Source organism: Streptomyces sp. NPDC048277 (assembly GCF_040652235.1).
Classification (GTDB): Bacteria; Actinomycetota; Actinomycetes; order Streptomycetales; family Streptomycetaceae; genus Streptomyces.
Window position 1 is genome coordinate 1 of record NZ_JBEZLQ010000014.1, and the last position, 22,186, is coordinate 22,186.

At 67.8% G+C, this 22,186-nt stretch carries 17 protein-coding genes, 1 tRNA gene and 4 pseudogenes; 15 read left to right on the forward strand and 7 right to left on the reverse strand.

Features of this window, described 5'->3' with window-relative positions; translation table 11 throughout:
* The 3 genes and pseudogenes from AB0D85_RS28205 to AB0D85_RS28215 all read left to right on the forward strand — a co-directional run.
* Positions 1-249: pseudogene (locus AB0D85_RS28205) on the forward strand (hypothetical protein); the annotation flags it as partial.
* Positions 250-850: 601 nt separating this feature from the next.
* Positions 851-1,878: pseudogene (locus AB0D85_RS28210) on the forward strand (site-specific integrase); the annotation flags it as partial.
* A 4-nt stretch (positions 1,879-1,882) separates the two neighbouring features.
* A complete protein-coding gene (locus tag AB0D85_RS28215; protein ID WP_362325900.1) occupies positions 1,883-2,140 on the forward strand; it encodes a DUF6221 family protein in 258 nt (85 codons plus the stop codon).
* Positions 2,141-2,548: 408 nt separating this feature from the next.
* Here the strand turns inward: AB0D85_RS28215 and AB0D85_RS28220 are convergent, their stop codons facing one another.
* Together AB0D85_RS28220 and AB0D85_RS28225 are read right to left on the reverse strand one after the other, a co-directional pair.
* On the reverse strand, positions 2,549-2,971 hold the full coding sequence (locus AB0D85_RS28220; protein WP_362325903.1) for a PIN domain nuclease: 423 nt from the start codon (positions 2,969-2,971) through the stop codon (positions 2,549-2,551).
* A complete protein-coding gene (locus AB0D85_RS28225) occupies positions 2,968-3,183 on the reverse strand; it encodes a type II toxin-antitoxin system VapB family antitoxin (protein WP_362325906.1) in 216 nt (71 codons plus the stop codon). Before AB0D85_RS28225 ends, AB0D85_RS28220 begins: the two co-directional genes overlap by 4 nt.
* An 808-nt stretch (positions 3,184-3,991) precedes the next feature.
* Here AB0D85_RS28225 and AB0D85_RS28230 point away from each other — a divergent pair.
* The 8 genes from AB0D85_RS28230 to AB0D85_RS28265 all read left to right on the forward strand — a co-directional run bounded on the left by AB0D85_RS28230 (position 3,992) and on the right by AB0D85_RS28265 (position 15,259).
* A complete protein-coding gene (locus AB0D85_RS28230) occupies positions 3,992-5,209 on the forward strand; it encodes a helix-turn-helix transcriptional regulator (RefSeq protein WP_362325909.1) in 1,218 nt (405 codons plus the stop codon).
* Positions 5,210-5,349: 140 nt separating this feature from the next.
* Entirely contained in the window at positions 5,350-6,114 is a 765-nt protein-coding gene (locus AB0D85_RS28235; protein WP_362325912.1) for a toll/interleukin-1 receptor domain-containing protein, read from the forward strand.
* Between the two features lie 224 nt (positions 6,115-6,338).
* Positions 6,339-8,081, forward strand: coding sequence for a hypothetical protein (locus tag AB0D85_RS28240; RefSeq protein WP_362325915.1), 1,743 nt, complete (start codon positions 6,339-6,341; stop codon positions 8,079-8,081).
* A gap of 29 nt (positions 8,082-8,110) precedes the next feature.
* The gene (locus AB0D85_RS28245) at positions 8,111-9,406 is read left to right on the forward strand and encodes a hypothetical protein (protein WP_362325918.1); all 1,296 of its coding nucleotides are present in this window, start codon (positions 8,111-8,113) and stop codon (positions 9,404-9,406) included.
* Positions 9,387-10,151, forward strand: coding sequence for a hypothetical protein (locus AB0D85_RS28250; protein ID WP_362325921.1), 765 nt, complete (start codon positions 9,387-9,389; stop codon positions 10,149-10,151). Before AB0D85_RS28245 ends, AB0D85_RS28250 begins: the two co-directional genes overlap by 20 nt.
* Positions 10,152-10,992: 841 nt before the next feature.
* Positions 10,993-11,724, forward strand: coding sequence for an SAVMC3_10250 family protein (locus AB0D85_RS28255; protein ID WP_362325924.1), 732 nt, complete (start codon positions 10,993-10,995; stop codon positions 11,722-11,724).
* A 66-nt stretch (positions 11,725-11,790) separates the two neighbouring features.
* Entirely contained in the window at positions 11,791-13,929 is a 2,139-nt protein-coding gene (locus AB0D85_RS28260) for an AIPR family protein (protein WP_362325927.1), read from the forward strand.
* Positions 13,850-15,259: a serine/threonine-protein kinase gene (locus AB0D85_RS28265; RefSeq protein ID WP_362325930.1), complete on the forward strand. Its 1,410-nt coding sequence runs from the start codon at positions 13,850-13,852 to the stop codon at positions 15,257-15,259. Before AB0D85_RS28260 ends, AB0D85_RS28265 begins: the two co-directional genes overlap by 80 nt.
* Positions 15,260-15,376: 117 nt before the next feature.
* Here AB0D85_RS28265 and AB0D85_RS28270 read toward each other — a convergent pair.
* The 3 genes and pseudogenes from AB0D85_RS28270 to AB0D85_RS28280 all read right to left on the reverse strand — a co-directional run bounded on the left by AB0D85_RS28270 (position 15,377) and on the right by AB0D85_RS28280 (position 18,357).
* Positions 15,377-16,607 (reverse strand): annotated as a pseudogene (locus AB0D85_RS28270) (bifunctional metallophosphatase/5'-nucleotidase).
* Positions 16,604-17,887, reverse strand: a complete 1,284-nt coding sequence (locus AB0D85_RS28275; protein ID WP_362326687.1) for a UDP-N-acetylglucosamine 1-carboxyvinyltransferase — start codon at positions 17,885-17,887, stop codon at positions 16,604-16,606. The pseudogene AB0D85_RS28270 and the gene AB0D85_RS28275 overlap by 4 nt, the downstream one beginning before the upstream one ends.
* A gap of 26 nt (positions 17,888-17,913) precedes the next feature.
* The gene (locus AB0D85_RS28280) at positions 17,914-18,357 is read right to left on the reverse strand and encodes an ATP-binding protein (RefSeq protein ID WP_362325933.1); all 444 of its coding nucleotides are present in this window, start codon (positions 18,355-18,357) and stop codon (positions 17,914-17,916) included.
* Positions 18,358-18,532: 175 nt separating this feature from the next.
* Here AB0D85_RS28280 and AB0D85_RS28285 point away from each other — a divergent pair, with 175 nt between their 5' ends.
* Both AB0D85_RS28285 and AB0D85_RS28290 read left to right on the forward strand, forming a co-directional pair.
* Positions 18,533-19,807: a helix-turn-helix transcriptional regulator gene (locus AB0D85_RS28285; protein WP_362325936.1), complete on the forward strand. Its 1,275-nt coding sequence runs from the start codon at positions 18,533-18,535 to the stop codon at positions 19,805-19,807.
* Complete coding sequence (locus AB0D85_RS28290) at positions 19,804-20,358, forward strand: flavoprotein (protein WP_362325940.1); 555 nt, start codon at positions 19,804-19,806, stop codon at positions 20,356-20,358. Before AB0D85_RS28285 ends, AB0D85_RS28290 begins: the two co-directional genes overlap by 4 nt.
* On the opposite strand, the pseudogene AB0D85_RS28295 reads toward AB0D85_RS28290, so the two are convergent.
* Positions 20,359-20,895 (reverse strand): annotated as a pseudogene (locus AB0D85_RS28295) (mobilization protein); the annotation flags it as partial.
* Between the two features lie 123 nt (positions 20,896-21,018).
* Positions 21,019-21,092: transfer RNA gene (locus AB0D85_RS28300), tRNA-Gly, on the reverse strand.
* Between the two features lie 283 nt (positions 21,093-21,375).
* Here AB0D85_RS28300 and AB0D85_RS28305 point away from each other — a divergent pair.
* Both AB0D85_RS28305 and dcd read left to right on the forward strand, forming a co-directional pair.
* The gene (locus AB0D85_RS28305; protein ID WP_362325943.1) at positions 21,376-21,534 is read left to right on the forward strand and encodes a hypothetical protein; all 159 of its coding nucleotides are present in this window, start codon (positions 21,376-21,378) and stop codon (positions 21,532-21,534) included.
* A 70-nt stretch (positions 21,535-21,604) separates the two neighbouring features.
* Positions 21,605-22,180 carry a dCTP deaminase gene (gene dcd, locus AB0D85_RS28310; protein ID WP_351956638.1) on the forward strand — a complete coding sequence of 192 codons (576 nt, stop codon included), beginning with the start codon at positions 21,605-21,607 and terminating at the stop codon, positions 22,178-22,180.
* Positions 22,181-22,186 lie beyond the last annotated feature (6 nt).

Consider the following 22,186-nt stretch of genomic DNA (forward strand, 5'->3'; position numbering starts at 1 on the left):
CCGGATGATAGCGAAAGCGTCAAGTCCGGTTCGGCGGGAGGCCGCGAGGAAAAGGAGCTGCCACGGCAGACACCTCGCCACGCGGCCGACCCAACCGCCTGGCTCCTGTGCAGCCGGCGCATGGTCCGTGACTACGAACGGCGCACCGACACCAGCGAAGCCGTCATCCGGTGGTCGATGACCACACTCATGAGCCGCCGACTGGCCGCCCACCATCAGCAGCGTCCTGCTCCAGCGCAGACAGCATGAACCTACCCGGCTTCTCCTCGACCAGCCAGCCCCGTTCCACCAGCCGTTTCAGCCGGGCCCTCGCGCCCTCGACGCGGGAGACGGACGCGCTGTCCCAGCCCAGCACCACCGCCGCCCGCCGGGCACCCAGCCCATCGCCTCCCGCCTCCCGCCTCCCGCCTCCCGCCTCCCGCCTCCCGCCTCCAGGACGGCGGCCATCAACGCCTGGTAGTCCACCGATAGGTCCCCGACACCGACCGCGTTCTCCCGGCGCGGCACCGCACGTCGCGGCCCGACCGGCTTCCTCCGCGACACTCCGACAGTCACCACCACGGGCGCTTCCTCCTCGGCCAACGCCTCCAGATACTGCTCCAGACCGATCACCCGACGCCTGAGCACCTCTTCCGCGTCCGCCAAGTCCGTCCGCACCCGAACCAGTTCGGCTTCGAGCTCCTCCACCCGCACCACCGCGGCCTTCCGCCGCGCTTCCAGGACCGCCCGCATCGACGGCATCCGCCACCCCCACACCATCCCGACCGGCAACGAGTCGAGACTTCCGCGGCAGCTGCAACCCATGCCTGACCAGCGGAATCCACACATGAGGTTCGGAAAGAGAACGACCTCTCAGGTAGAGGCGGATCTCACCCGTGGCGACTGGCGCTCCCCCGACGCGGGAGCGGTCAACTTCGGTACGTACGCCGAGAAGTGGGTTGAAGAACGCGAACTGTCCGTCCGTACCGTGGACTTGTACGAAGACCTCCTGAGGGTCCACATCTTCCCGGCCTTCGCCGCCCTCGACCTAGAGGGGAGATCACCGCTCCTCGCGTCCGTGAGTGGCGCACTGAGCGGCTGCGGGCGACCGGTGCAAAGACAACCGTCGCCAAGGCATACCGGCTCGTCAAAGCCATCATGGAAACAGCCGTCGACGACGAACTGATCAGCCGCAACCCATGCCGGATCAAGGGCGCGGGCAAGGAGTCAGCCGCCGAACGTCGTATCGCCACCGTCGCCCAGGTCGACGCCCTCGCCGACGCGATCGGGATTCGCTGGCGCCTCATGGTCTACCTCGGTGCGTACGGTCCGATGCGACCCGAGGAACTCGCCGGCCTCCGCCGCCGAGACGTCGACCTCGACAACCTGCTGATCCGCGTCCGTGTCGCGGAGCCCGAGCGGACCAACGGCAAGCGGGCTCCCGGCGAGACCAAGACCGATGCGGGTGTCCGTACGGTCGTCTTCCCGGCCTTCCTCCACAAGGATCTGAGGCGGCACCTCGACTGGTACGCCGAGAAGGGGCCCGACGGTCTTCTCTTCGTTGGCGAGAAGGGAGCGGCTTTCCGGCGCACGTCCTTCGGTCGGAAGTGGCGCCGTGCCCGCGAGGTCGTCGGGCTTCCGGACGGCTTCCGCTTCTACGACCTTCGTCACACCGGGCACACCCTCTCGACCCGATCGGGAGCCACTCTCAAGGACACGATGGTTCGCGCAGGCCAGTCCTCCGAGAAGGCCGCACTGATCTATCAGCACTCCGATGAGGAAAGGCAACGCGAGGTCGCTGCCCGCCTCGACGACCTGGTCCGCGCCGAGCGTGCGAAACACCACAACGGAGGGGAAGCCAAGCAGGTCGGTGACGAAGCAGATGGCACGGGAGGATGAGCTCATGGACGACCTGCTGAGGTTCCTCCGTGCACGCAACGAGGAGGACAACCACGCCTATGCCTACGTGGCTCACACTTTTGGCGGTGAGGCCCTTCTCGACAGCCATCTGCCGATGCTCGACCTGATCGACATGCTGGCACGGGACTTCAAGACGATGGATCCCACGGACTTGCGCATACCCGGGCTCGCATACGCGCTGCGGGTCCTCGCCCAGTCCTACGCCGAGCATCCCGGCTATCGAGAGGAGTGGCGGCCCTAGAGGTCACGCCGCAGGCGGAACGCTAGTGGTGCGCTTGTGGTGCCCAACCCTCTGGCCGGTCTAGACAACAAAGAACCCCCGGGTCAGTGACCTGGGGGTTTCTACTGGAGCGGGTGACGAGAATCGAACTCGCGCTCTCAGCTTGGGAAGCGACGGCGCTCGGCTAGCGCCTAAGGATCTGACCTGCAGGGATGTGCTGTTTCGAGGGAGCTGTTCCGGCCAGACCGTGCCCCTGGTTACCTTGGTTGTCCGCTCTTACGGGCACGCTGTGGGCACGGCTTTGAAGCGCGGCGGATCGAGCACCAGAATGAACGGGCTCCCCTCTGGCTCGGCCGTCTCGCATCTCCAGTGCAGGGAGCGCTTCGCAAGTGCAGAGCCATCCGGCGAGGCGTCCCGCCTGCACCTGCCTCACTTGCCGGCTTCAGGGCCGTACCACTGGAGTGCCTGGCCAGTGACGGCGGCGATGCACTCGAAGTCCCGGTCGCGGTGCAGCAGGGTGAGACCCTGCAACTCGGCCGTGGCGGCCACCACCAAATCGACGACCCCGGCACTGCGGTGCTGTCCGCGCTGGGTGAGAAGCTCCTGAACCCGCCAGGCTCGGTCGTAGGCGCGGTCGTCGACCGGCACCCAGCCGAAGAGCAGACGCATGTCTTCGATGCCTTGTGCACGATCGGCAGGGGAACGCGCACTGTAGAAGAACTCCAGCTCGGTGATGGGGCAAGTGGCGATGAGCCCGGCGGCTGCTGCCTGGTCCCATCCGTACTGCTCGGCTTCGCCGCGGAGCAGTCGGGCGAGCGCACTGGTGTCGATCAGGTATTGAGCGGCGTTCACCGGCGGTAGTTCCCCTTGTCCTCGAAGAGGCCGAGGTCGAAGGCGCCCTCTTCCGCCGACGCACGTAGGCGGGTGAGCGCCAGGGCCCTCCGTCGGTTCTCCAGCACCTCGCGAAGCGCGGTGTTCACCGTGTCCTTCTTGGTGCTGGTACCGAGGGCCTTGGCCACGTCGGCGACCAGTTGATCGTCCAGGTCGATCACGGTTCGGCTCATGAATGCACCTCCATAGATATCATTGACGCCATCGATTATATCCCAGCTGGGCGATTGTCGCCTCGGCCACTGTGCGCGGCACATACTTCGGGCAGGCTGACGGTGATCGCCTGCGCGAAGCCGGCGAGACGGGAACCACGCTCCTCAGCTGTTCCGAGAGGCGGTCACACCCGTCCATTTCGGCGGAGGTCCAAGAGCCGTCGCCCTCCTTCATCTCCGAGATGCGCTGTCCCGCTGAAGCCGTTCGGAGCACTGCCCCAGCAGTGGCTCACAGGCATTCCGCGGCATGTTCCGGCGTATGGGCGAGGAGGTGGTCCAAATCTTGTGGTTCGGGGAGAGCCGGGATGCGGCGCTCGATCCGGAAATCGCCCCAGAGATGTTGCCGTCTGGCCTACAGCTCCTCGTCGAGGAGGATTGGGGGTCTCGCCCATCGCATCCGGTACGCCCAGAAACTCGCTCAGCTCCGCGAGCTGACGTGTGCGCTCGTTCACCCCGGACATGAGAGCCAGTTCTTCCTTGGTCATCAGAGTGGCCGACGCCGCCCCGCCCCGCCCCGCCCCGCGCGTGCGCGCGCACGATGGGCGCATCTGGTGACTCCTTGCGAGTCGGATCGCACACCCGGACCGCTACCGAAGATCGATAGACCGTCGGTTTGCTAAGTGGACTTTATGCGCTGAAGGAAAGAAGAGGAAACAGGAAACTTTTGATCAGCCCTACTCGGAGCCAGTGCCGCGTGCCACACTTCTTCTCGGCTCTTCAGCCATGAGGGCACGCAACAGGCATGTATGACTTACCCAAGGAGGTGCGGATGGAGATTCCTTTAGGCTTCGGCGCGGAGCTGCGGCGACTGCGAGAAGCCGCGAACCTAACGCTGGAGAAGGTTTCCAGAGAGGTGAGCTGTAGCAAAGGACACCTTTGCAAGGTGGAGCGGGGGGACAAGAAACCGACTCAGGCCCTGGCACGTCGTTGCGACGTCTTCTTCGGGACGGGTGGGCAGCTCGCACGCATGCTGGATGCGCCGAGACCCATCGATACAGGCCTGGCCCAGGGGCGTAGGGAAGTACTCACCACGGGCGTCGGTTCCCTGGTGGCCGCCACCTTGGGAAGCCGGGGCGGTGAACCCTGGGCGGGCGACGCGGCACTGCCGCCAACCGCCCTGTTCCACGATCAGCTGCAGCAGATGCGGATGTTGGGCCAGACAGCCGCACCAGCCGCGCTTCTGCCGCCGCTGAGCAGACAGGCCACCACGATCGCTCACATGGCCGGCCAATCCTCAGGCAGCATCCGGTCCGAACTTCTGGTGATCGCCGCCCGCTTCGCCGAGTACGCCGGGTGGATGGCACAGGAGGCAGGGCGTGTCGCCGAGGCCCTGGACTGGACGGCGCAGGCGGTGGAACTGGCCCAGGCCGGCGGTGACACGGATCTGGCGGACTACGCCATGGTCCGGCGAGCCCTCGTCGCCCTCTATAACACCGACGCCCGAGAAACCGTCGAGTTGGTCGAGCAGGCGCAGCGCGACGGTGTACCGCCCCGAATCCGCGGGCTGGCGACCCAGCGCGCCGCTCAGGGGCACGCGCTGGCCGGCGACGAGTACGCCTGCCTCAGCGAACTGGACCGTGCGCGCACACTCCTGGCACACGACGATGCCAGGAGCAACGGTCCCGTACTAGGCCCCACCCACCTCCCCGACCTCGTCTCGATGGTGACCGGCTGGTGCCTGCACGACCTGGGACGGCACCGGGAGGCCGCAGCGATCCTGGACCACGAGTGCTTGCGCATTCCCCCGCACGCGGTGCGCACCCGCGTCCGCTACGGCCTACGCCGCGCCTTGGCGCACTCCGCCTCGGGCGAGATCGAGCACGCCTGCGAAGTGGCGCGGGAGCTGCTGGTCTTCACCGACCTCGCACCGTCGGCGACGATCCGGACCGACGTACGCAAACTCGACCGTGAACTGCGCCGATTCCGTACTCACCCCGCAGTCCGTGAGCTGCGTCCAGGCCTGGCGCATGCCATGGCCGACCACTGACGGCACTCTCCGCCAAAGCGTCACGCACGGCTGTCTGCTCCGCCGTGCCCGTTCACATGTGACCACGTGCTGCCCCGGGGCGGCACACCCACGTCATCCTTCGGCGGCTCGTGCCGCCCATCCCCAGAGGAGACTGTGCTGTGCCTGTGATCTTCGTGAACTATCGCAGTGGCGATGAGGAGTTCACCGCCACGCTCGTGGAAAGAGAGCTGTCCCGAAGGTTCGGCGACGAGAAGGTTTTCCGTGCAAGCAAGTCGATCAGCCCGGGAAGCAATTTCCCGCAGGAGCTCCTCACCGCCGTTCGGCGCTGCAGCGTGCTGCTCGCCGTCATCGGCCCCCGCTGGCTGGCGGCCAGGTCCGCCGACGGGGGCCCCGCGCTCGCGGATCCGGAGGACTGGATTCGCCGGGAGATCCTTGAGGCGTTCGACACGGACGCCGTCGTCATCCCGGTACTGGTAGGCAAGGCTGCGAGGCTCAAACGTGAGGAACTACCTTCAGACTTGGAGGAATTGGCCGACTGCCAGTACCGCAGGCTCAACCATCGCAACGTAGAGTCCGATCTGTCGCGCTTGGCCGAGGACCTCGGTCGCATCGTTCCCGAATTGGCCGCGGCAGCGCCCGAAGGACAACACGAGCGGTCCTCCCGCGAGGACGCGCCGCAGAAGGTGATCAACCACCTCCAGCGGGGCGGCATCGGGAACGTGAAGGGCGACTTCACGGGCACGTTCGTCAGTGAACCGCAGGGGCCCGTCCACACGGGCAGCGGCCACCTGTACCAAGCAGGCGCGCAGCATCTAGCGCCGCAGATTTCCGGCGACGGAATACAGATCGGCTACGTCGGGGACAACCACGGCACCATGAACCAGGAGCGGGGAGGCGCACGCCCCTCGGACGGCGAGCGGTGACCGGGCATCGTACGACAGTCTCCGCCCCACGGGCGGGAGTTCACACCGGCAGCGGCAGCCAGTTCAACTTCGTCACCTGGATGCTGGGTGACAACGAGCACCTTTTGAGAGCGGGCACGGCCCGTCTGACGCTCGTCCGCGAGCAGCGCCGTCGGCTCATCGGCTGCTTCGTGCCGCCCCGGCACTACGGGCGGGCCGCCGAACGACTCGAACACCGTGGTTCGGTGGTTCTGCTGGACGGCCCTCCCGGCCTCGGCAGGCGGGCTGCCGCGACCATGCTGCTGGAGGAGGTACCAGCCGCCGTCAGGCCTGTCGAGGAACTCCCACCGACCCGGGAGGAGGGCTCCTTCGAGGTCTCGGCCGACGACCGCTATCTGCTGGACCTGTCGAACGTCACCGATGGCGACTATCCCGCGGCCGAGCACGCCCTGATCCAGTACCGGTCCGTTGTCGAGGAGGGGGACGCCCGCATGGTGGTCGTTCTCCCGGCCGGTCTGGGCTGGATGCTCCACGACGATCTGTCGTCGCTCGTCGTGACGCTGGGACGTCCTCGTGGCCGTGCCGTCTTCAGCCGACACCTGCGCGCCCGTGAGGTGCTCTTCGACGCCGCTGACCTGGACACCGAGGAACTGGGCCAGCTGTTCGTCAGCGCCCCCATGCGGGAACTCGCGCGACTGGCCGAACTGGTCGCTGAGGCACGCGATTCCAAGCGGTACGGCACGAGTTTTCGGATGTGGTGTGCCGAAGCCGTGGCCGCAGCGACCAACTGGGCCGAGGAAGTCGCGCGTCAACTCCGGGAACACGGTGGAGCACACGAGCGCGCGCTGCTGCTGGCCGCAGCCATGGTCAGCGATGCCCCGGCGGGGGCGGCCCTGAGAGGCGCGCAGTTGCTGCTCGACGTACTGGGGCACGAGAAGGAGGGCCCGGGAGGACTCGCTCGGGCCAGCCTCGGTGAGCAGCTCACGCAACTCGGCATTGAGCGCAGTGACGACGGACGGATCGTGTTTCGGCGGCTCGCCTACGACAGTGCCGTGAGAAGGCACTTCTGGAACGACTTCCCGGACTTGAGGCCTGCCTTCAGGGACTGGGTGGTGCGGTGCAACGAAATGCCAGAACTCGAGGCCAAGTGCCGTATGGATCTGATCGCGAGATTCGCGGAGCAGGCAATGGCCACTGGATGCCCGGACCACGTGTGCACCCTCGTCGAGACGTGGACGCGGCAACAAGTCGGGCGCTTCCGGGCCGAGGCGGCGACAGCGCTCGAACTCGGCCTCAGCCACGAGCGGTTCGGCTCGTACTTCCGGTCCCGCGTCTACGACTGGGCGAAAGGCCGGATCTCGCCAGGCCTGGCGTCGGTCCTGACGGACGTGTGCCGGCAGGTGATCGCGGCGACGCATCCGGAGCAGGCTGCCGTCCGACTCCGGTACCTCGCTCTCCGCCAGACGGGGAAGGAGCGCGTGGCGGCCCGCACGGCGCTTCTGGACCTCGCGTACACCAACCGGCGTGTTTTCAGTCGGCTGGCCGACCGAATCGCCGGCATTCCCCTGGCGGAGGGTGCCGACGAGCTGTTGCTCGGCCTGCTCGACCCGGCACCGCTGCGCATTGTGCCCCCGTACAAGGAGTTCGCGCTGGGGTGGCGGGCGCTGCTGATGGCGAGATCGGCGAGGGAGTGGACACCACTGCTGCACCGCTGGTTGGACACCCTGGTGTGCGAGCCCCTGGACCACCGCGTCGCCGGCTCGCTGATCGTCGCCGCCGCGGGCGACTACGGCGCGCTGAACCGTCTCTATGTGGCCGTTTGCGAATGGACTGTGTCCACACCGTCGGACGACTCCGGCATGGAGCCCGCACCGCCCGAGGCACGGCAACGCATCGGCGAACTGTTCTGCCGCGAGATCGACGTACTGCTTGGCGTGGGCGCTGCGCACTTCGCCGACGGTGCACAAGAGAGAGGAGAAGGGATATGAGGTTCCGCCGCATGCCACGTCTCCTGCCCGTGAGCTTCATCGCCGGCATGCTCGCCTTCGCAGCACTGCTCGGCTGGCCCAACTGGATGTGGTTCCCGCTCACGGCGGTCGTGGCCGGCTCGCTGCTACTCGACATGTACACCCGGGACGGTCGGCGGGGAATCGCCTCCGGAGAGGAGGAGGCCCCGGACACCACGGAGTTCCCCATCGAGCCGCCGTACCTGGAAATACCGGTCCTCAACGTACCGGTCACCAGCGGCTTGGACGAGTACCCGTTCCTCTTCTCTGCCACGGTCCGGTGGCGGACCGGCATGGACCCGCTCACGACGTCGCACGGCAACCCGGGGGCCCTGGCCGTGGCTTCCGTCCTTCGGCGCGTCGAGCAGTACACGGCGGTCGAGCACCCCAGTCGTGCCGACTTCCTGTGTCATTGGCTGGACGGGCTGCTCGGACAGCCCGTCCAGGACGAATCGGGCACCGTGACGGCCTACGCCACCGATGTACGCCTCCGGCTGCGCCAAGGAGACCGGGAGCATCTGGAAGAGCTTGAGGAGCATAGGAGGAACGTCGGCTCCTGGGAGCAGCAGCGAGAGTACGAGCGCAGCCGTCGGGAGTACTTCGGTGGAGACGTGCTGCGGTCGCCGGGCAGCGCTGTCGTTTGGTGGCTGGCCCGCCACGAGGAGGAGATCGAGCGCGCGACGGATCTGATCGGTCCCCTGTCCTGCCTTTCGGCCGCCGCGAACGACGAGGAGATCCCGGACTCCTACCGTCACCTCATCGGCAGCCGGGCCACGCCTGCCGGCGTCGAATGGCCGAACGGTATCGACCACCCCCAGGATGCCGATCCGGACGAAGCTCGCCAGGATCAGAATGCCCGGCCGCCGGACGGGCAGCCGAAGGTCCGGCATGAGCTCGTCTCCGCTCTGCTGGAGACCATGGGCATCGCCCGCGAATCCGAGGAACGGGTGGCGTTCGTCCACCGTCTGGCCCGCATGATGGAGGCGTCCGGACGACCGCAGGCCGCCGAGTACCTGCGGCACACCCTCGTTGATGAGGACGATGATGCCCGCGGCAACGATGACGCCGTGAGTGGGTCGGCGGCCGACGGGCGTCGACACGAACCCGAAGAGCCCTGGACTCTGCGGCCTCCCGAACTCCCTGCCCAGGAAACGGCTCAGCAGCCGAACACCGATGGCCCGCAAGGGGCCTGGTGGTCGACGCGGTCATCGTCTCCCAACGGATCTGCTCCCGTACCCCCAGACTCGTCTGCTCGCCGCGGTCCGCTGCCGAGGAAGGGGAACAGTGATGTCCCTCCTGCCGTATGACAGTGTCTTCGCCTGCTTGGCGCACTGGGTGGAGACATGCTGTTCGGCCGAGCGCCTCTGCCTCCACACCGGCAGTTGCGCCGAAGCATCGGCCGAGTCCTGCCTGCCGCCCAGCGTCCTGTGGGCCGCAACGCGGTACGAGGAACGCGGAAGTGCCGAGTGGGCCGAGCGGTGGCAGGCCATCGCAAAGCACCTGCACCACGAGGCCGAACAAGGCCTGGAAGGACCATGGACCCTCATTGCCCTGTGGCTCCTCACCCCCCGTTTGAAGGTGGTGGTGCGGACTGTCATAGGCCGAACTGGCGCCGAGTCCGATGACGTCTGTTCCGAAGTGCTGGCCGGGGTGATCCACGGCATGGCGACGGTGCGAGCGGCGAGCCCCGACCGGATCGAAGACCATCTGGTCGACGCGGCTTACGCGGCCGGCCGGAAAACGGGCCGACGGGCGCCGAACGAAGTACCGGAGGCAGAGATCGAGAACAGGCTCTCCACGACAGTCCCTCATATGGCTGCCCCGCTCTTCATCGACGGCCAGGTGGTACGAGTCGGGCCGATGTCGATGCAACTCGCCCAACGGGCAAACGGAGAGCGGCTCGGAGCATTGGCCCAGCGCCTCGGACTGCTGCGGCACGTTCGGGAGACGCGCCGGCTACAGAGGGCCGGCCTGACCAAGAAGCGGAGCCGCGACTGGTGCGGCACCGGGCAGCATCAGCGGAGCCTGTTCGAGATTGGAGAGGATGTATGAAGCGGCATAGGGACGAGTCCGTACCCTTCTCCATTGTCTTCGGTCTTCCTGAAGAAGTCGGGATGAAAGTGGCAGCAACGGCGCTGAACCTGAGTCTGAGTACGGCATACAAACGGGCAAGGCAGGGTGACTTCCCTTGTCCGCTGCACAGGAGAGGACGCATCTACGTCGTGGCAGTCCACGACTTGATGCGCCGCCTGGGCATCCAGGACGTCCGTGTCCGCTACGACGACATCGAAGAGGGAGCACGGCTCGCTGGCAACGCAAGCGATCGTTAGAGACAGCCGAGAAGCCGAAAGGGCTCGGACAGTCGCTAGGAGCTTTCGCCGCCAACGTCGCACCGCGTGGCCACCCGATACGAAAGGGTCACCACCGGCCCTTGACCGACTTCGCATCGCGTCTATGGCACTGTCGTCGTGCACGCCCCATAGATTTGCGTCATGAAATACAGAATCCCCAGGTCCACGACCTGGGGGTTTCTGCTGGAGCGGGTGACGAGAATCGAACTCGCGCTCTCAGCGTGGGAAGCTCGGGTCCTCTGTGGCTGGTTGCTGGGCTGACCTGCGGCGGAGCAGGCGCGGGGTCTGACTGACCGGCGGCCTGGTCTCCGCCATTCCCCGTTGTTCCCCGCACGATCTGGCACGCGTCTGGCACGGGCGGCCGTCGGGATTGTCCTGCCGCCGCGCTGGTGACTACCGCTTTAGAGGTCGTCTCAACTGGCTTGCTTACGTCCCGGGGACACGGGCGATCGATGAGGCCGCTGTCGGTGCGAGATGGCAAGATGAGCGCGTAGTTGCGTGACTGATAGACCGAGAAGCGGAACAGCCGGGGGGCAGCGCCAGTGCGCGAGGTCGTCTATTTGTCCGAGGGCAAGCTGAGCGGGTTCCTGCCGGAGCCCAGGCGGGCTCTTCCCACCATCAAACTGCACGTCGGCGTATCGATGGCCGGGCTCAACGTGGAGAGCCCCGCGACGGACCTCGACCGGGGCCTGCTGCGCCACCTCAAACGGGTGGAGAAGGACCTGGAGCGGCACGCGCCCTCACACCTGGAGCCCGAGCTTGCTCCCGGCCAATGGGTGCAGTTCGAGGCCCCGCTGAGCTGGATCACGCTCCGCGGGAGGTACCAGGACCTCGTGCTGTTCGTGGACCCGGCCCCCAGTCCTTCCGAAGCTGGCGTCACCCGTCGCCTGCTGCTCCACGGGTCCGCACGTCACCTGAGCGGCCGTCCGCCCGTCCAGATCGACGGACCCGCGCTGACGGACCTAGAAGGCGGAGGCCACAGTGCCGGTACACTCTTCGTCACGCAGGCCGGGCACGTCCTCGCTGCACTGGCCCAAGCCCAGGGTCCGCTCGGCCCCGACGCACGGGACGACGACACTCCGCTCGGACCGGCCACATCCCTGTCCCGGGCCGGCATTCGCGAGCTCCTGACAGCTCTCGATACCGAGAGCGCCGAGGTCAGCACCTCCGCGCTCATGATCGGCTATGCCCGGGTGAGTGCCCTGTTACCCGCGACGGCCACCGAGGGAAGCTGCCTGGTCGCGAGCCCCTTGTTCGTGGAGTACGTCAGCTAGTGTGCCGGCCGCGCGGAGCCGAGGAGCGCGCCGCGCGGAGCCGAAGCGTTCCAGAAGGAGCACGCCATGGAACACGGGACTGAGGCCCTTCGCGGTACTCCCCTGGAGGTCCAGCAGATCCGTGCCGCCTTGCTACGGGAGTTCGTCGGCCTGCTCGACATGACCGACGTCACAACCGGATCTCCGGCACAGCGCGAGAGGGCCTTTCTTTCCCGGACCCTGGCCGCGAAGGCGGTGCAGCTGGTCGCGGACTGTACGGCGGTGGAGGCGGCTGCAGCGGTCATCGACGGAGTGGACGACCAGGGTGTCGACGCCGTGTTCGTATCACCCGCGACGACGGAGATCTGGCTGGTTCAGGCGAAGTGGAGCGAGCAGGGCACCGCCCGGCTGGACAGCGTCGCCGTCCAGCAGTTTCTCCACGGTGTCCAGCGACTCCTCGACTTCCGGTACGACCAGTTCAACGCGAGGTTCCAACAACTGGTTCCCAGGATCGATGCAGTGCTCAGCGAGGCAGCCCTTCGGGTCCACCTGGTTTTCGCCGCCCTGGGCGACGAAGGCATCTCGCTTGAGGCAGACGGCTTGTTGCACGAAAGCGTGCGGGAGTTCAATCGATTCGGGGAGCTGCTGGACTTCCGGATCCTGGGCGTGCCCGACTTTCACGCCATCGTACGGAGGGAGTCCCTGCCCGAGCCCGCGACGATCACCGTCACGTTGTCGGACGGCTGGCACATGAACTCGACCCCCTACCAGACGTATCTCGGCACGGTGAGCGCCGAGGAACTGGCCGGGTGGTACGAGCAGTTCGGCATGCGGCTCTTCGATCAGAACGTGCGCTTCCCGCTGGGTGCGACCGACGTCAACGCGACCATGGTCGACAGCCTGCTAAACGCCCCGCTGGAGTTCTGGTATCTCAACAACGGCATCACGGTGTTGTGTGACTCTGTCCGGACCACGTATGTCGCCCGACGCGCTCAAGGCCAACCGGTTCGACTGGAATTGGGCAACGCAAGGGTCGTGAACGGTGCGCAGACGGTAGCCGCTGCCCGTCAGGCATACGAGCGGGAACCGCAGGCAGTCGCCGACGCGCTCGTCGCGGTCCGCCTCATCTGCCTGGACGGAGCCCCGAACGACCTGGCACAGCGGATCACACGAGCGACCAACACGCAGAACCACGTGGAAGCACGGGACTTCGCCGCGCTGGACCCCCAGCAGGAGCTCATCCGTCAGGACCTCGCCCTGTCGCTGGGCAAGTCGTACGTCCTCAAACGCGGCGGCCCGGAGCCGTCACCAGCAGCAGGGTGCACCATCGCGGAGGCGGCGCTCGCCCTCACCTGTGCCTACCCCGATGTTGCTCTGCTCGCCCGGTACCAGGCGGACGGCGATGTCCTGTGGCGCCGCGGCTCGGGCGGCTTCTACTCCCGGCTGTTCGACAATCGGCCAGGCGCGTTGCAGATCTGGCGGTCCGTCAACCTGTTGCGCCAGGTCCGTGACGAGCTGGCGGTCCTGGCCGATGGCCTGGAAGGGCGCGAGCGCGTGGTCGCCGACCGAGCCGAGCTGCTGGTTGCCCACGCGGTCTTCCAGCTGATCGGCGGCGACGGAATCGATGAGCCTGGGGATGACTGGGAAGCGCGGGGCCAGGGCGCCGTGAAGCGCACCGCCGATGTCATTGTCGCTCTGACCGACCACCTGGACGCTCGCTATGGCCAGCACGCCTTCCTCACCCGGATCTTGCGCGACGAGCAGAGCTGCCGACACCTCGTCTCGGACGTCTTGCAGACTCTGCGACACGGAGCTGGGAGAAGACTCGTCGCCCCGCCGCGTCCGAACCGTGGGCGACGTCCCAACGCAGTGCCCCTCCTCGTCCAGCACCGGCTCATCGACGACGGTGCCCAGCTGATCTACCGTCCGGGCACCGTCACGGAGCGGGACGCCGTGAGCGAGTGGCTCAGCGGGGGCCCTGAGCGGTACCTGGCCACCTGGGTCAACGACGCGCGCAAACCCCTGATCTGGGCGCTGGACGGCCAATGTTACTCGCCGTCCGGACTGGTGCTGCGGATCTGGGAGATGGCCGAGTGGGCCGAGCAGCCCGCGGCAGTGCAAGGTACGAGACGGTGGTACCTGCCTGGTGAAGGCACACTGGCCGATCTCGCCGGCGAGCTGCTGGCGGACATGGAAGCGGCGGGCGACGGTCCTGGTGTGGAGTGAAGGGCAGGTCCTCGACGAGCGCTACGAGCTGCGCCGACGACTCGGCCGTGGCGCCATGGGGGAAGTCTGGCGGGCGTACGACCGCCGATCACGGCGAGCAGTGGCCGTCAAAGGCATCCATCGGGAGCTCCTCGACCCTCATCACCCCGAGGAACTGATCCGGCGCTTCACGCTCGAGGCCGATCTGCTGGCGCGCTGGGAGCACCCCGGCATCCCGGCGTTCCTCGACGCACGCGTGGATTCCGTCGCAAGCGACGCCTACCTGGTGATGGAGCATGTCCTCGGGAGGGACCTTACCCAGGTCATCGGGGAAGGACACCGCTTGTCCGAGGACGAGGTCGTGTCCCTCGCCGTCCAGATCTGCGACGTCCTCGAACACACCCATGCGATCCCCGTCATCCACCGGGACCTCAAGCCTGCCAACATCATGCTGACCGACCGTCACCGAGTCGTGGTCCTGGATTTCGGCGTGGCCAAGGTGTTCAGGACGGATCAGACACGGCTGACCCTGAACAACAGGGTCCTGGGCACCGTCGCCTACATGTCGCCCGAGCAGTGTGAGGGACGCGAGGTCCATCCGCGCAGCGACCTGTATTCCCTTGCCTGCGTGCTCTACGAACTACTCACCGGCATACCGCCCTTCCCCGACGTGGATGTCGCCCGAGTCATGCATCATCATCGGTACAAGATGCCGGAGCCGGTCAGTCTGCTGCGTCCCGGTGTCTCACCGATGCTAGAGGCCGTCATCATGGCCGGACTGGCGAAGCGGGCGAGCGACCGTCCGGCCACCGCCAGCGAATTCCGGAGACGACTCGAGTCGCCGCACGAGCCCCTCGCCACGTGCCCGCCCGCCTCCTCCCGCTCGCTCCCTCCACTCTCTGCCCCAGACGGTGCGCCGCTCGAGTCGCTGTCCACTGCCGTGCGGATCACACGCGCGCAAGCGCTCTTTCAACAGGGGCTCATTGCACAAGCCATGCCGACGTACGCCCGCCTCGTACAAGACCTGGCAGATCTCGGTCCGGAGCACTCCGAAGACGCGGTACGGTGCCGCTTCGGTCTCGCACGGTGCCAGAGGCACCTCGGTTACCTGGAGGAGGCCCTCAAGGCGCTCTCGGCCCTCGCGGAAGAGTTGCGGTCCCGGTCACCTGACGACCGCCTGCTGCTCGAAATCCGCTTCCATATCGGTCAACTGCTCCTCGACCTGGGTGACGAACATGGCATCGCCGAACTCGCCGAGGTCTACCGGACCCTGACGGACGCCGCTCGTCAGGAAGATGCGGCATTAACCGACGAGGTTGGTCAGGCACTAACCCGCGCCACGCTGGGGTGACATTTGGACGGCTCCAGATCGCTCTTCCCTACAGGAGAGCTAAACTCAGTGCCTTTTGGCCATAGATCCGCAGACGGCCGTCCTGGGCGGCGGCTGTGATCTCGGGGCCGGTGAGGATCATCGCGTGCCTCCTTGGGCAGACGCGGTGAGGACGTGCTTGAGGGCCTGGCTGAGGAGCAGTCCCGCGGCGTGGGTGCGGCCGGCGAAGTAGTTGCTGGCGAGGTAGTCGGTGGTCAGGACGGTGGTGATGCCGGCTGGCAGAGGATCCGGTGCTGTGACGACAGGGCCGGCCTGCTCGGTGAGGTGGGCCAGGAGGTCGCGGAGGTCCTGCCGGAAGTTCTCCGGGATGTGCGCGTGGACAAGCTGGTTGTCGAACGGCCCGATGGCGAGCAGGTCGCCCAGGGTGAGGGCGTCGCTCAGCGGAACGGGGCGCAGCGCTGTCTCGTTGAGGATGACCGCGTCGGCACCGAGACCTTTTCGGAGGCGTGCGGCGAGGTCGGCGGTCAGGCTCTGTCGATCCGGTACCGCGTGGCGATACGCCTTGGCAACGGGTCCGAGCACACCGGACAGCTCAGCCCCGATGTATCGGATCCGTGTCGTCACATCCGACAGTGCGACGGGAAGAGCGGCCGGGTCCTGGTCCGGGAAACGGGTGGTGCCGGCGCCCCAGCCCTGCCCGATGGGCGTGGCGATCGCGTACCCGTCGGCGAGTTCTCGGCCCTTGACGATGAGGGTGTCGCCGACTCGGTCCGGCCCGTACTGCTCGCTGTGGCAGTGTGCCGGAGAAGATCACGTCGAGGAAGGGGCAGACGGCCGCCAGTTCGAGGTCCTCGTCGAAGCCGGAGTGGCTGAGGAGGATCCAGCCGTCCACTTCGTGATGATGGACGAGCATGACCTCGCGCAGCGCCTGGACGGGATCGGTGACGCGATGGCCGGCCCGCTGGGCGGCGGGGATGGAGTGGAAAGCCTGCTGTCCGATCACGGCGGTGATGCCGACGCGTCGGTCGCCGACGTCGATGATCCTCAGGCGGCGGAAGAGCGCGTCACCTGTGTCGGCGTGGACGGTGTTGGCGCAGACGGTGAGCCGGTGGAGTTCGGGTTCGAAGTGGTGCGGCCAGCCGTGGTTGCCGGGGGCCAGCACGTCGTACAGCCTGAGCAGGATCTCGCGCTCGATGGTGCCGTGGGCGAGGCGGTAGTAGCCGCTGCCTTCGAAGAAGTCGCCGCAGTCCACGACGAGTGGGGTCGGGCGGAGGGCCTGGAGGTGGTTGAGGAAGGGGGCGGCGTTGTCGAGGGCGGAGTGGACGTCGGTGGTGGCAATGATCTGTCGCAGGCTGCGGGTCGCTGTCATGGGGTGACCTCGCAGATGTCGGCACCCAGTGCCCGGAGCTTGGCGGGCAGATCGGCGTGGCCGCGGCGGAGCTGGTCCAGGCCGCCGACGGTGGTGACGCCTCGGGCGGTGAGGCCGGCGACCATGAGGGCGGAGCCGGTGCGGATGTCGGTGGCCTCCACTCCCGCCCCGATGAGTCGCTGGGGGCCGGTCAGGCGGCACTCGGTGGGGGAGATCTCGTCGATCTGAGCCCCCAGGCGAGCCAGTTGGGGCACCAAATTCCCGTGCCGACCGGGGTTGATGGCGTCGGAGAACAGGTGGGTACCGGGTCGGCTGAGGGCGAGTGACATCAGGAGCGGTTCGAAGTCGGCGGCCAGTCCGCCGGGGCTGAGGGTGGCGATGGCTCGCAGCGGACGGATCGCCAGCCGCGCGTCCGGAGCGTGGACGACGAGGGCGTTGGCCTCCGCGTCGGTGGGGATCCCCAGGTGGCGAAGGGCAGTTACGAGCGGGGCCACGTCCGCGCCGTGTACGCCGTCGATGCGAGCCGCACCCCCGGTCGCGGCGATCGCGCAGGCCAGCGTGCCTGCCTCGACCTTGTCGCCGGGAACCTGCCAGACGGCGGTCTCCTCCTGGGCCGCGGCGGGAGGCAAGAAGGTGAGGAGGTGCTCGGTGGCCCGGGCCTCCCAGCCGGCGGAGCGAAGGGCGTCGAGGACGGAGAGGACTTCCGGCGAGAGGTTGGGCTCGCCCAGCCGTAACGGGCGGCCGGTGGTCACGGCGCGCAGCACGGCGGCCATCGTCGCCCCACGGGAACGGAACGGCAGTACCAAGGACACAGGGCCGGTGCGGGGTGAGGCTGCCTCGATGCGATAACCGGAGTCGTCCTGCGCACTCCGGTCGCCGAACGCCTCGTACACCTTGAAGTGCAGGTCCATCCCACGGGCGCCGATCCGGCAGCGTCCCGGCCAAGGCAGTCGAGCCGTGCCGTGCCGGGCGAGCAGGGCGGGGACCAGGTAGTAGGAGGCGCGGATGTGGGCGGCCCGGGCCAGTTCGGGATGCGTGTGCCGGATCTCGGTCGGCAGGAGCAATGCGGTCGTCGGCTCGCCGACGGGCTGGGCGACGTGCCAGCCCGACTGCTGCAACAGCTCCAGCATGATCTGCACGTCCGTATTCGCCGGGATGTTGCCCAGCCGCACCGGGCGGCCGAGAGCGCCGGCGGCGGCCAGCAGGGGCAGGGCGGCGTTCTTCGAGCCGTCCACCGTGACGGTGCCGGTGAGCGGGGCGCCGGGTCGTACGGCGACCACCTCGGCGGACCGGGTAGCGGTGGTTGTCACGATTGACTCCTTTGCAGGGGAAGGGAGAGGTGTGTCTCCGTGGCCGGGCGGACGGCCAAGGCGATCTCGGCCCAGCACCGTTTGCCCGTGGGTGTCGGTTCGGCGGCGTACCGGTCGGCGAGCGCGGCGACGAGAAACAGGCCGCGGCCGTTCTCGCTGTGCCCGTCAGGCAGACCGGGCTCGGGCAGCACAGGGCTGGCGTCGCGCACCTCGATACGGAGTACGGCCTCGACGAGCCCGACCTCGACGGAAACGCGGCTGGTGCCGGCGTAACGGACGGCGTTCGTGACCAGCTCGCTGATCACCAACTCGGCTGTGTGCACCACCTCGTCGCTCAGCTCCGGCTCCCAGCCCTGTATCGCGTCCACGGCCCGGTGCCGGGCTGTCGTGACCGCGGCTGGAGTGGCGGGTACAGACAGAGTGAGCTGGTGCGCTGCCATGAGCGGCCTCCCGAGGTTGGTGCGGCCACTTCACGCAACCAGCCCGTGGCGGTGGGTGGTTAGCCCTGGTGCCGACGCCGCATCGGTTATGCAGGAGCTGCATAACAGCGAAGTACGACTGATCTACGCTCGGTTGAGCAGGCAGGATCGGCGACGGCGGAAGGGGCCGTGGCAGATGGCCGAAGCACACAACGAAGCGAGACGGATCGGCGAAGCGATCCGTCAGGCACGGGTGTTACAGCGGCGCTCGCAGAACGACGTCGCCGCCGCGCTCGGCTACCACCAGTCCAAGGTGAGCCGCCTGGAGGCCGGACGCGGCACGGAGGACATCCGGGTCCTGCGCGCCGTCGCACAGGAACTCAGGATCCCGCCAGCGCAGTTGGGCCTCACCCCTGCGCATCCTGTTGCCTCTGCCACCGATCCCGAAGCTGACGACATGCACCGCCGTACCTTCCTCGCCGCGAGCATCGCCGCGCTCGCGACCCAGGCCGCCTCCGCCGCCGCCCACGACGATCTCGTAAAGGCACTTCTGCCGGGCCTGTCTCCCGTGAGCACCGGGTCCGCTTTGGACACGGCGGTGCTGCGGGAGCGGGTCGGCGGGGCCCGCAGGCTCTTCTACACCTGCGACTACACGGAACTGGAGCGCACGCTCCCTGGTCTGATCACCGATCTACGGCTGGCTTCCGGCAGTGCGGGAGACCGCGACACGCTGTCCGCACTGCTGGCCACGGCGTACCAGACCTCGACAAGCCTGCTGCTCAAGCAGCACGACCAGGGCAACGCCTGGCTCGCGGTAGGCCGCGCGATGGCCGAGGCCGAACGCTCCGGCGACCCGGTGGTCCTCGCTTCCAGCGTCCGCGTGCAGGCCCACGTCCTGGCGCGCGAGAAGCACGCCGCACAGGCCGTCACCCTCGTCCGCCACACGGCCGACCAGGTCACCGGTTCCTACGACCAACGCTCCCCCAAATACCTCGCGGCTGTGGGGCTGTTGCTGCTGCGCGGCGTGACCGCGGCCAGCGGCGGAGGCGACCGCGCGGCCACCGAGGAGTTCCTCGCCGAAGCGAAAGAGGTGGCCCGGTTCGTCTCCCTCGACCGGCCCGACGCCTGGGCCAATTTCAGCCCGACCAACGTCGCTCTCCACGAGCTCAGCGCCCTGGTGGCCTTCGGCGACTCCGGCCTTGCGCTCCAGGCAGCCCGCCCCCTCATGCGCCGGCACATCCCTGTCCCCGAACGCCGAGCCGCCCTGTGGGTGGAGACCGCCCGCGCCTACAGCCAACAGAGCCGCCTCGCCGACGGCTACCAGGCCCTGCGCATCGCGGAAACCTGCGCGGCTCAGGACGTACGCCGACCCGCCGTCCGTGACCTCGTCGCCGACATGGCCGCCCGCGACCACCGCCGTACTCTTCCCGAACTGCATCACTTCAGCCGCCAACTGGGAGTCCCCGCGTGAGTGAGTCGACCGCCCCGGAGAAGAAGCCCTTCCTCTACGTCGTCGTGTGCGCGTGCGGCGTCGCCGGAGACGTCGGCAAACTGATCACCGCAGCTCAGGAACGGCACTGGGACGTCGGCGTCGTCGCCACCCCCCAGGGACTCGGCCTCCTCGACACCGAGGCGATCCAGACCCAGACCGGCTACCCCATCCGCTCGGCCTGGCGCACACCCGGCGAGGCCCGCCCCCTCCCGCCGGCGGACGCCATCGCTGTCGCGCCGGCGACCTTCAACACGATCAACAAATGGGCCAACGGCATCTCCGACACCCTCGCCCTGGGCATCCTGTGTGAGGCGTACGGCATGGGTATCCCCGCAGCCGTCCTGCCGTACGTGAACTCGGCTCAGGCCGCCCACCCCGCGTACGGCCGCAGCCTGGACGGACTGCGTGAGATGGGCGTGCTGATCGGTTCGTACGAGCCGCACCGTCCGAAGGCCGGGGGCGGGGCGGACCGCTTCCGCTGGGAGGAGTCGCTGGATCTGCTCGCTCCGAAGCTGTCCGCTCCCGCTTGATCAGCGCCGCCGTGCCGGCTGCGGCGAAGGTCGGACGGGAAGGGCGGGGCGAGCGAGGCGTTGCGTGCCGGTGCGCGCCTTGGCTGCTTCAGCTCGTGGACCGGGCGCGTGGCGCTCGCCGAGTCGGCGGACGCGCCACGTCAGTGCGCGTGCAGGGCTGTGTGCGTCATCGAGGGCGCGCTCGCCGAGCGCCTGGTCGATGACCGTGGCCGCGTTGTGCCCCGCAGCCTCCGCCTCGGCGAGCACGGTGGCGAGTGCGTCCCAGGCGGGGTCGTCGAGGATGCGCTCGGCGTATTCCGGTATCGCCTCCCGGAGGTGGTGTGCGAAGCGACGCTTGGTCTGCAGCCCGGGCGAGCGCCGTGCGAGGCCCGTCAGGACCGGCTCGGCGACCAGCGCATACGCGCTCCGGAGATAAAGAAGGGCCTGTTCTGCCGCTGCCTCCTGCTGGGCGTGCCGACGGGTGCGGTGCCAGTGCTTCGCGAACGCCACGGCGGTGAGCGTGACGTCCAGGAGCATCGCGAACCCTGCGCCATCGCGGGGCATCCAGAGTGACACCCGAGCACCCTAGATACGGTCGTTCAACGTCGACTTAGGGCACGCAGCCCCCGAAGTGGACTAGACAACAAGCAAACCCCAGGCGGTTGACCTGGGGTTTCAATCTGGAGCGGGTGACGAGAATCGAACTCGCGCTCTCAGCTTGGGAAGCTGATGTTCTACCATTAAACTACACCCGCGTAAGACGCCGATCGAAGTCGGTGTCCGAACGCTCGCTCACTGTACCCCATCGCGAACCTCCGGCGCTCAGGGCCTGGGGTTCGTGTGTGTTTCCGGGGGCGGCGGGGGGTGGGATCCGGCTGCGGGCGGCCGGAGTTGGGGCGTACGGTGGGGATGTGGGAGAGGGGCCGGGTGGGCCGGAGTGCCGCCTGGAGAGCCGTCCCTTTGATCCCGTAATGTGGCTTTCCGTCGTCACGGCAGTAAGCCCGACGCGGCTCCTGGGGAAGGGACTCAAGGGACTTGATGGAACGCACCGTCGTCCGCTGTGCCGAAGGGCACGTGTTCAGCACCGCTTCGTTCCCGATGCAGCAGGCCGAGCGGCTCGGCCCCGGCCGGCTCGTCCGGTGTCCGAAGTGTGCCCGGCTGCGCAGCGTCGTGCCGGTCGCACTCGAGAAGCAGTAGCGGCAGTAACAGAGGCGCGTGGACTCGTGGTGGTTTTCGCGGGTCCGCGCGCCTTGCGTATCCTCGGGACGTGCTTCTCTCAGACAAGGACATCCGGGCCGAGATCGATGCCGGGCGGGTACGGATCGATCCCTACGACGAAACCATGGTGCAGCCGTCGAGCATCGACGTACGGCTGGACCGGTTCTTCCGGGTGTTCGAGAACCACCGGTACCCGCACATCGACCCCTCCGTCGAGCAGCCGGACCTGACCCGGCTCGTGGAGCCCGAAGGCGACGAGCCCTTCATCCTCCACCCCGGCGAGTTCGTGCTCGCCTCGACGTACGAGGTCATCTCACTCCCCGACGATCTCGCCTCACGGCTGGAGGGGAAGTCCTCGCTCGGGCGGCTCGGGCTGGTCACGCACTCCACCGCCGGGTTCATCGACCCCGGGTTCAGCGGGCACGTGACGCTGGAGCTGTCCAATCTCGCGACCCTTCCCATCAAGCTGTGGCCGGGCATGAAGATCGGGCAGCTGTGCATGTTCCGGCTCTCCTCCCCCGCCGAGCACTCCTACGGCAGCGAGCGCTACGGCTCCCGTTACCAGGGGCAGCGCGGTCCCACCGCCTCCCGCTCCTACCTCAATTTCCATCGGACGCAGGTGTGAGGGGCA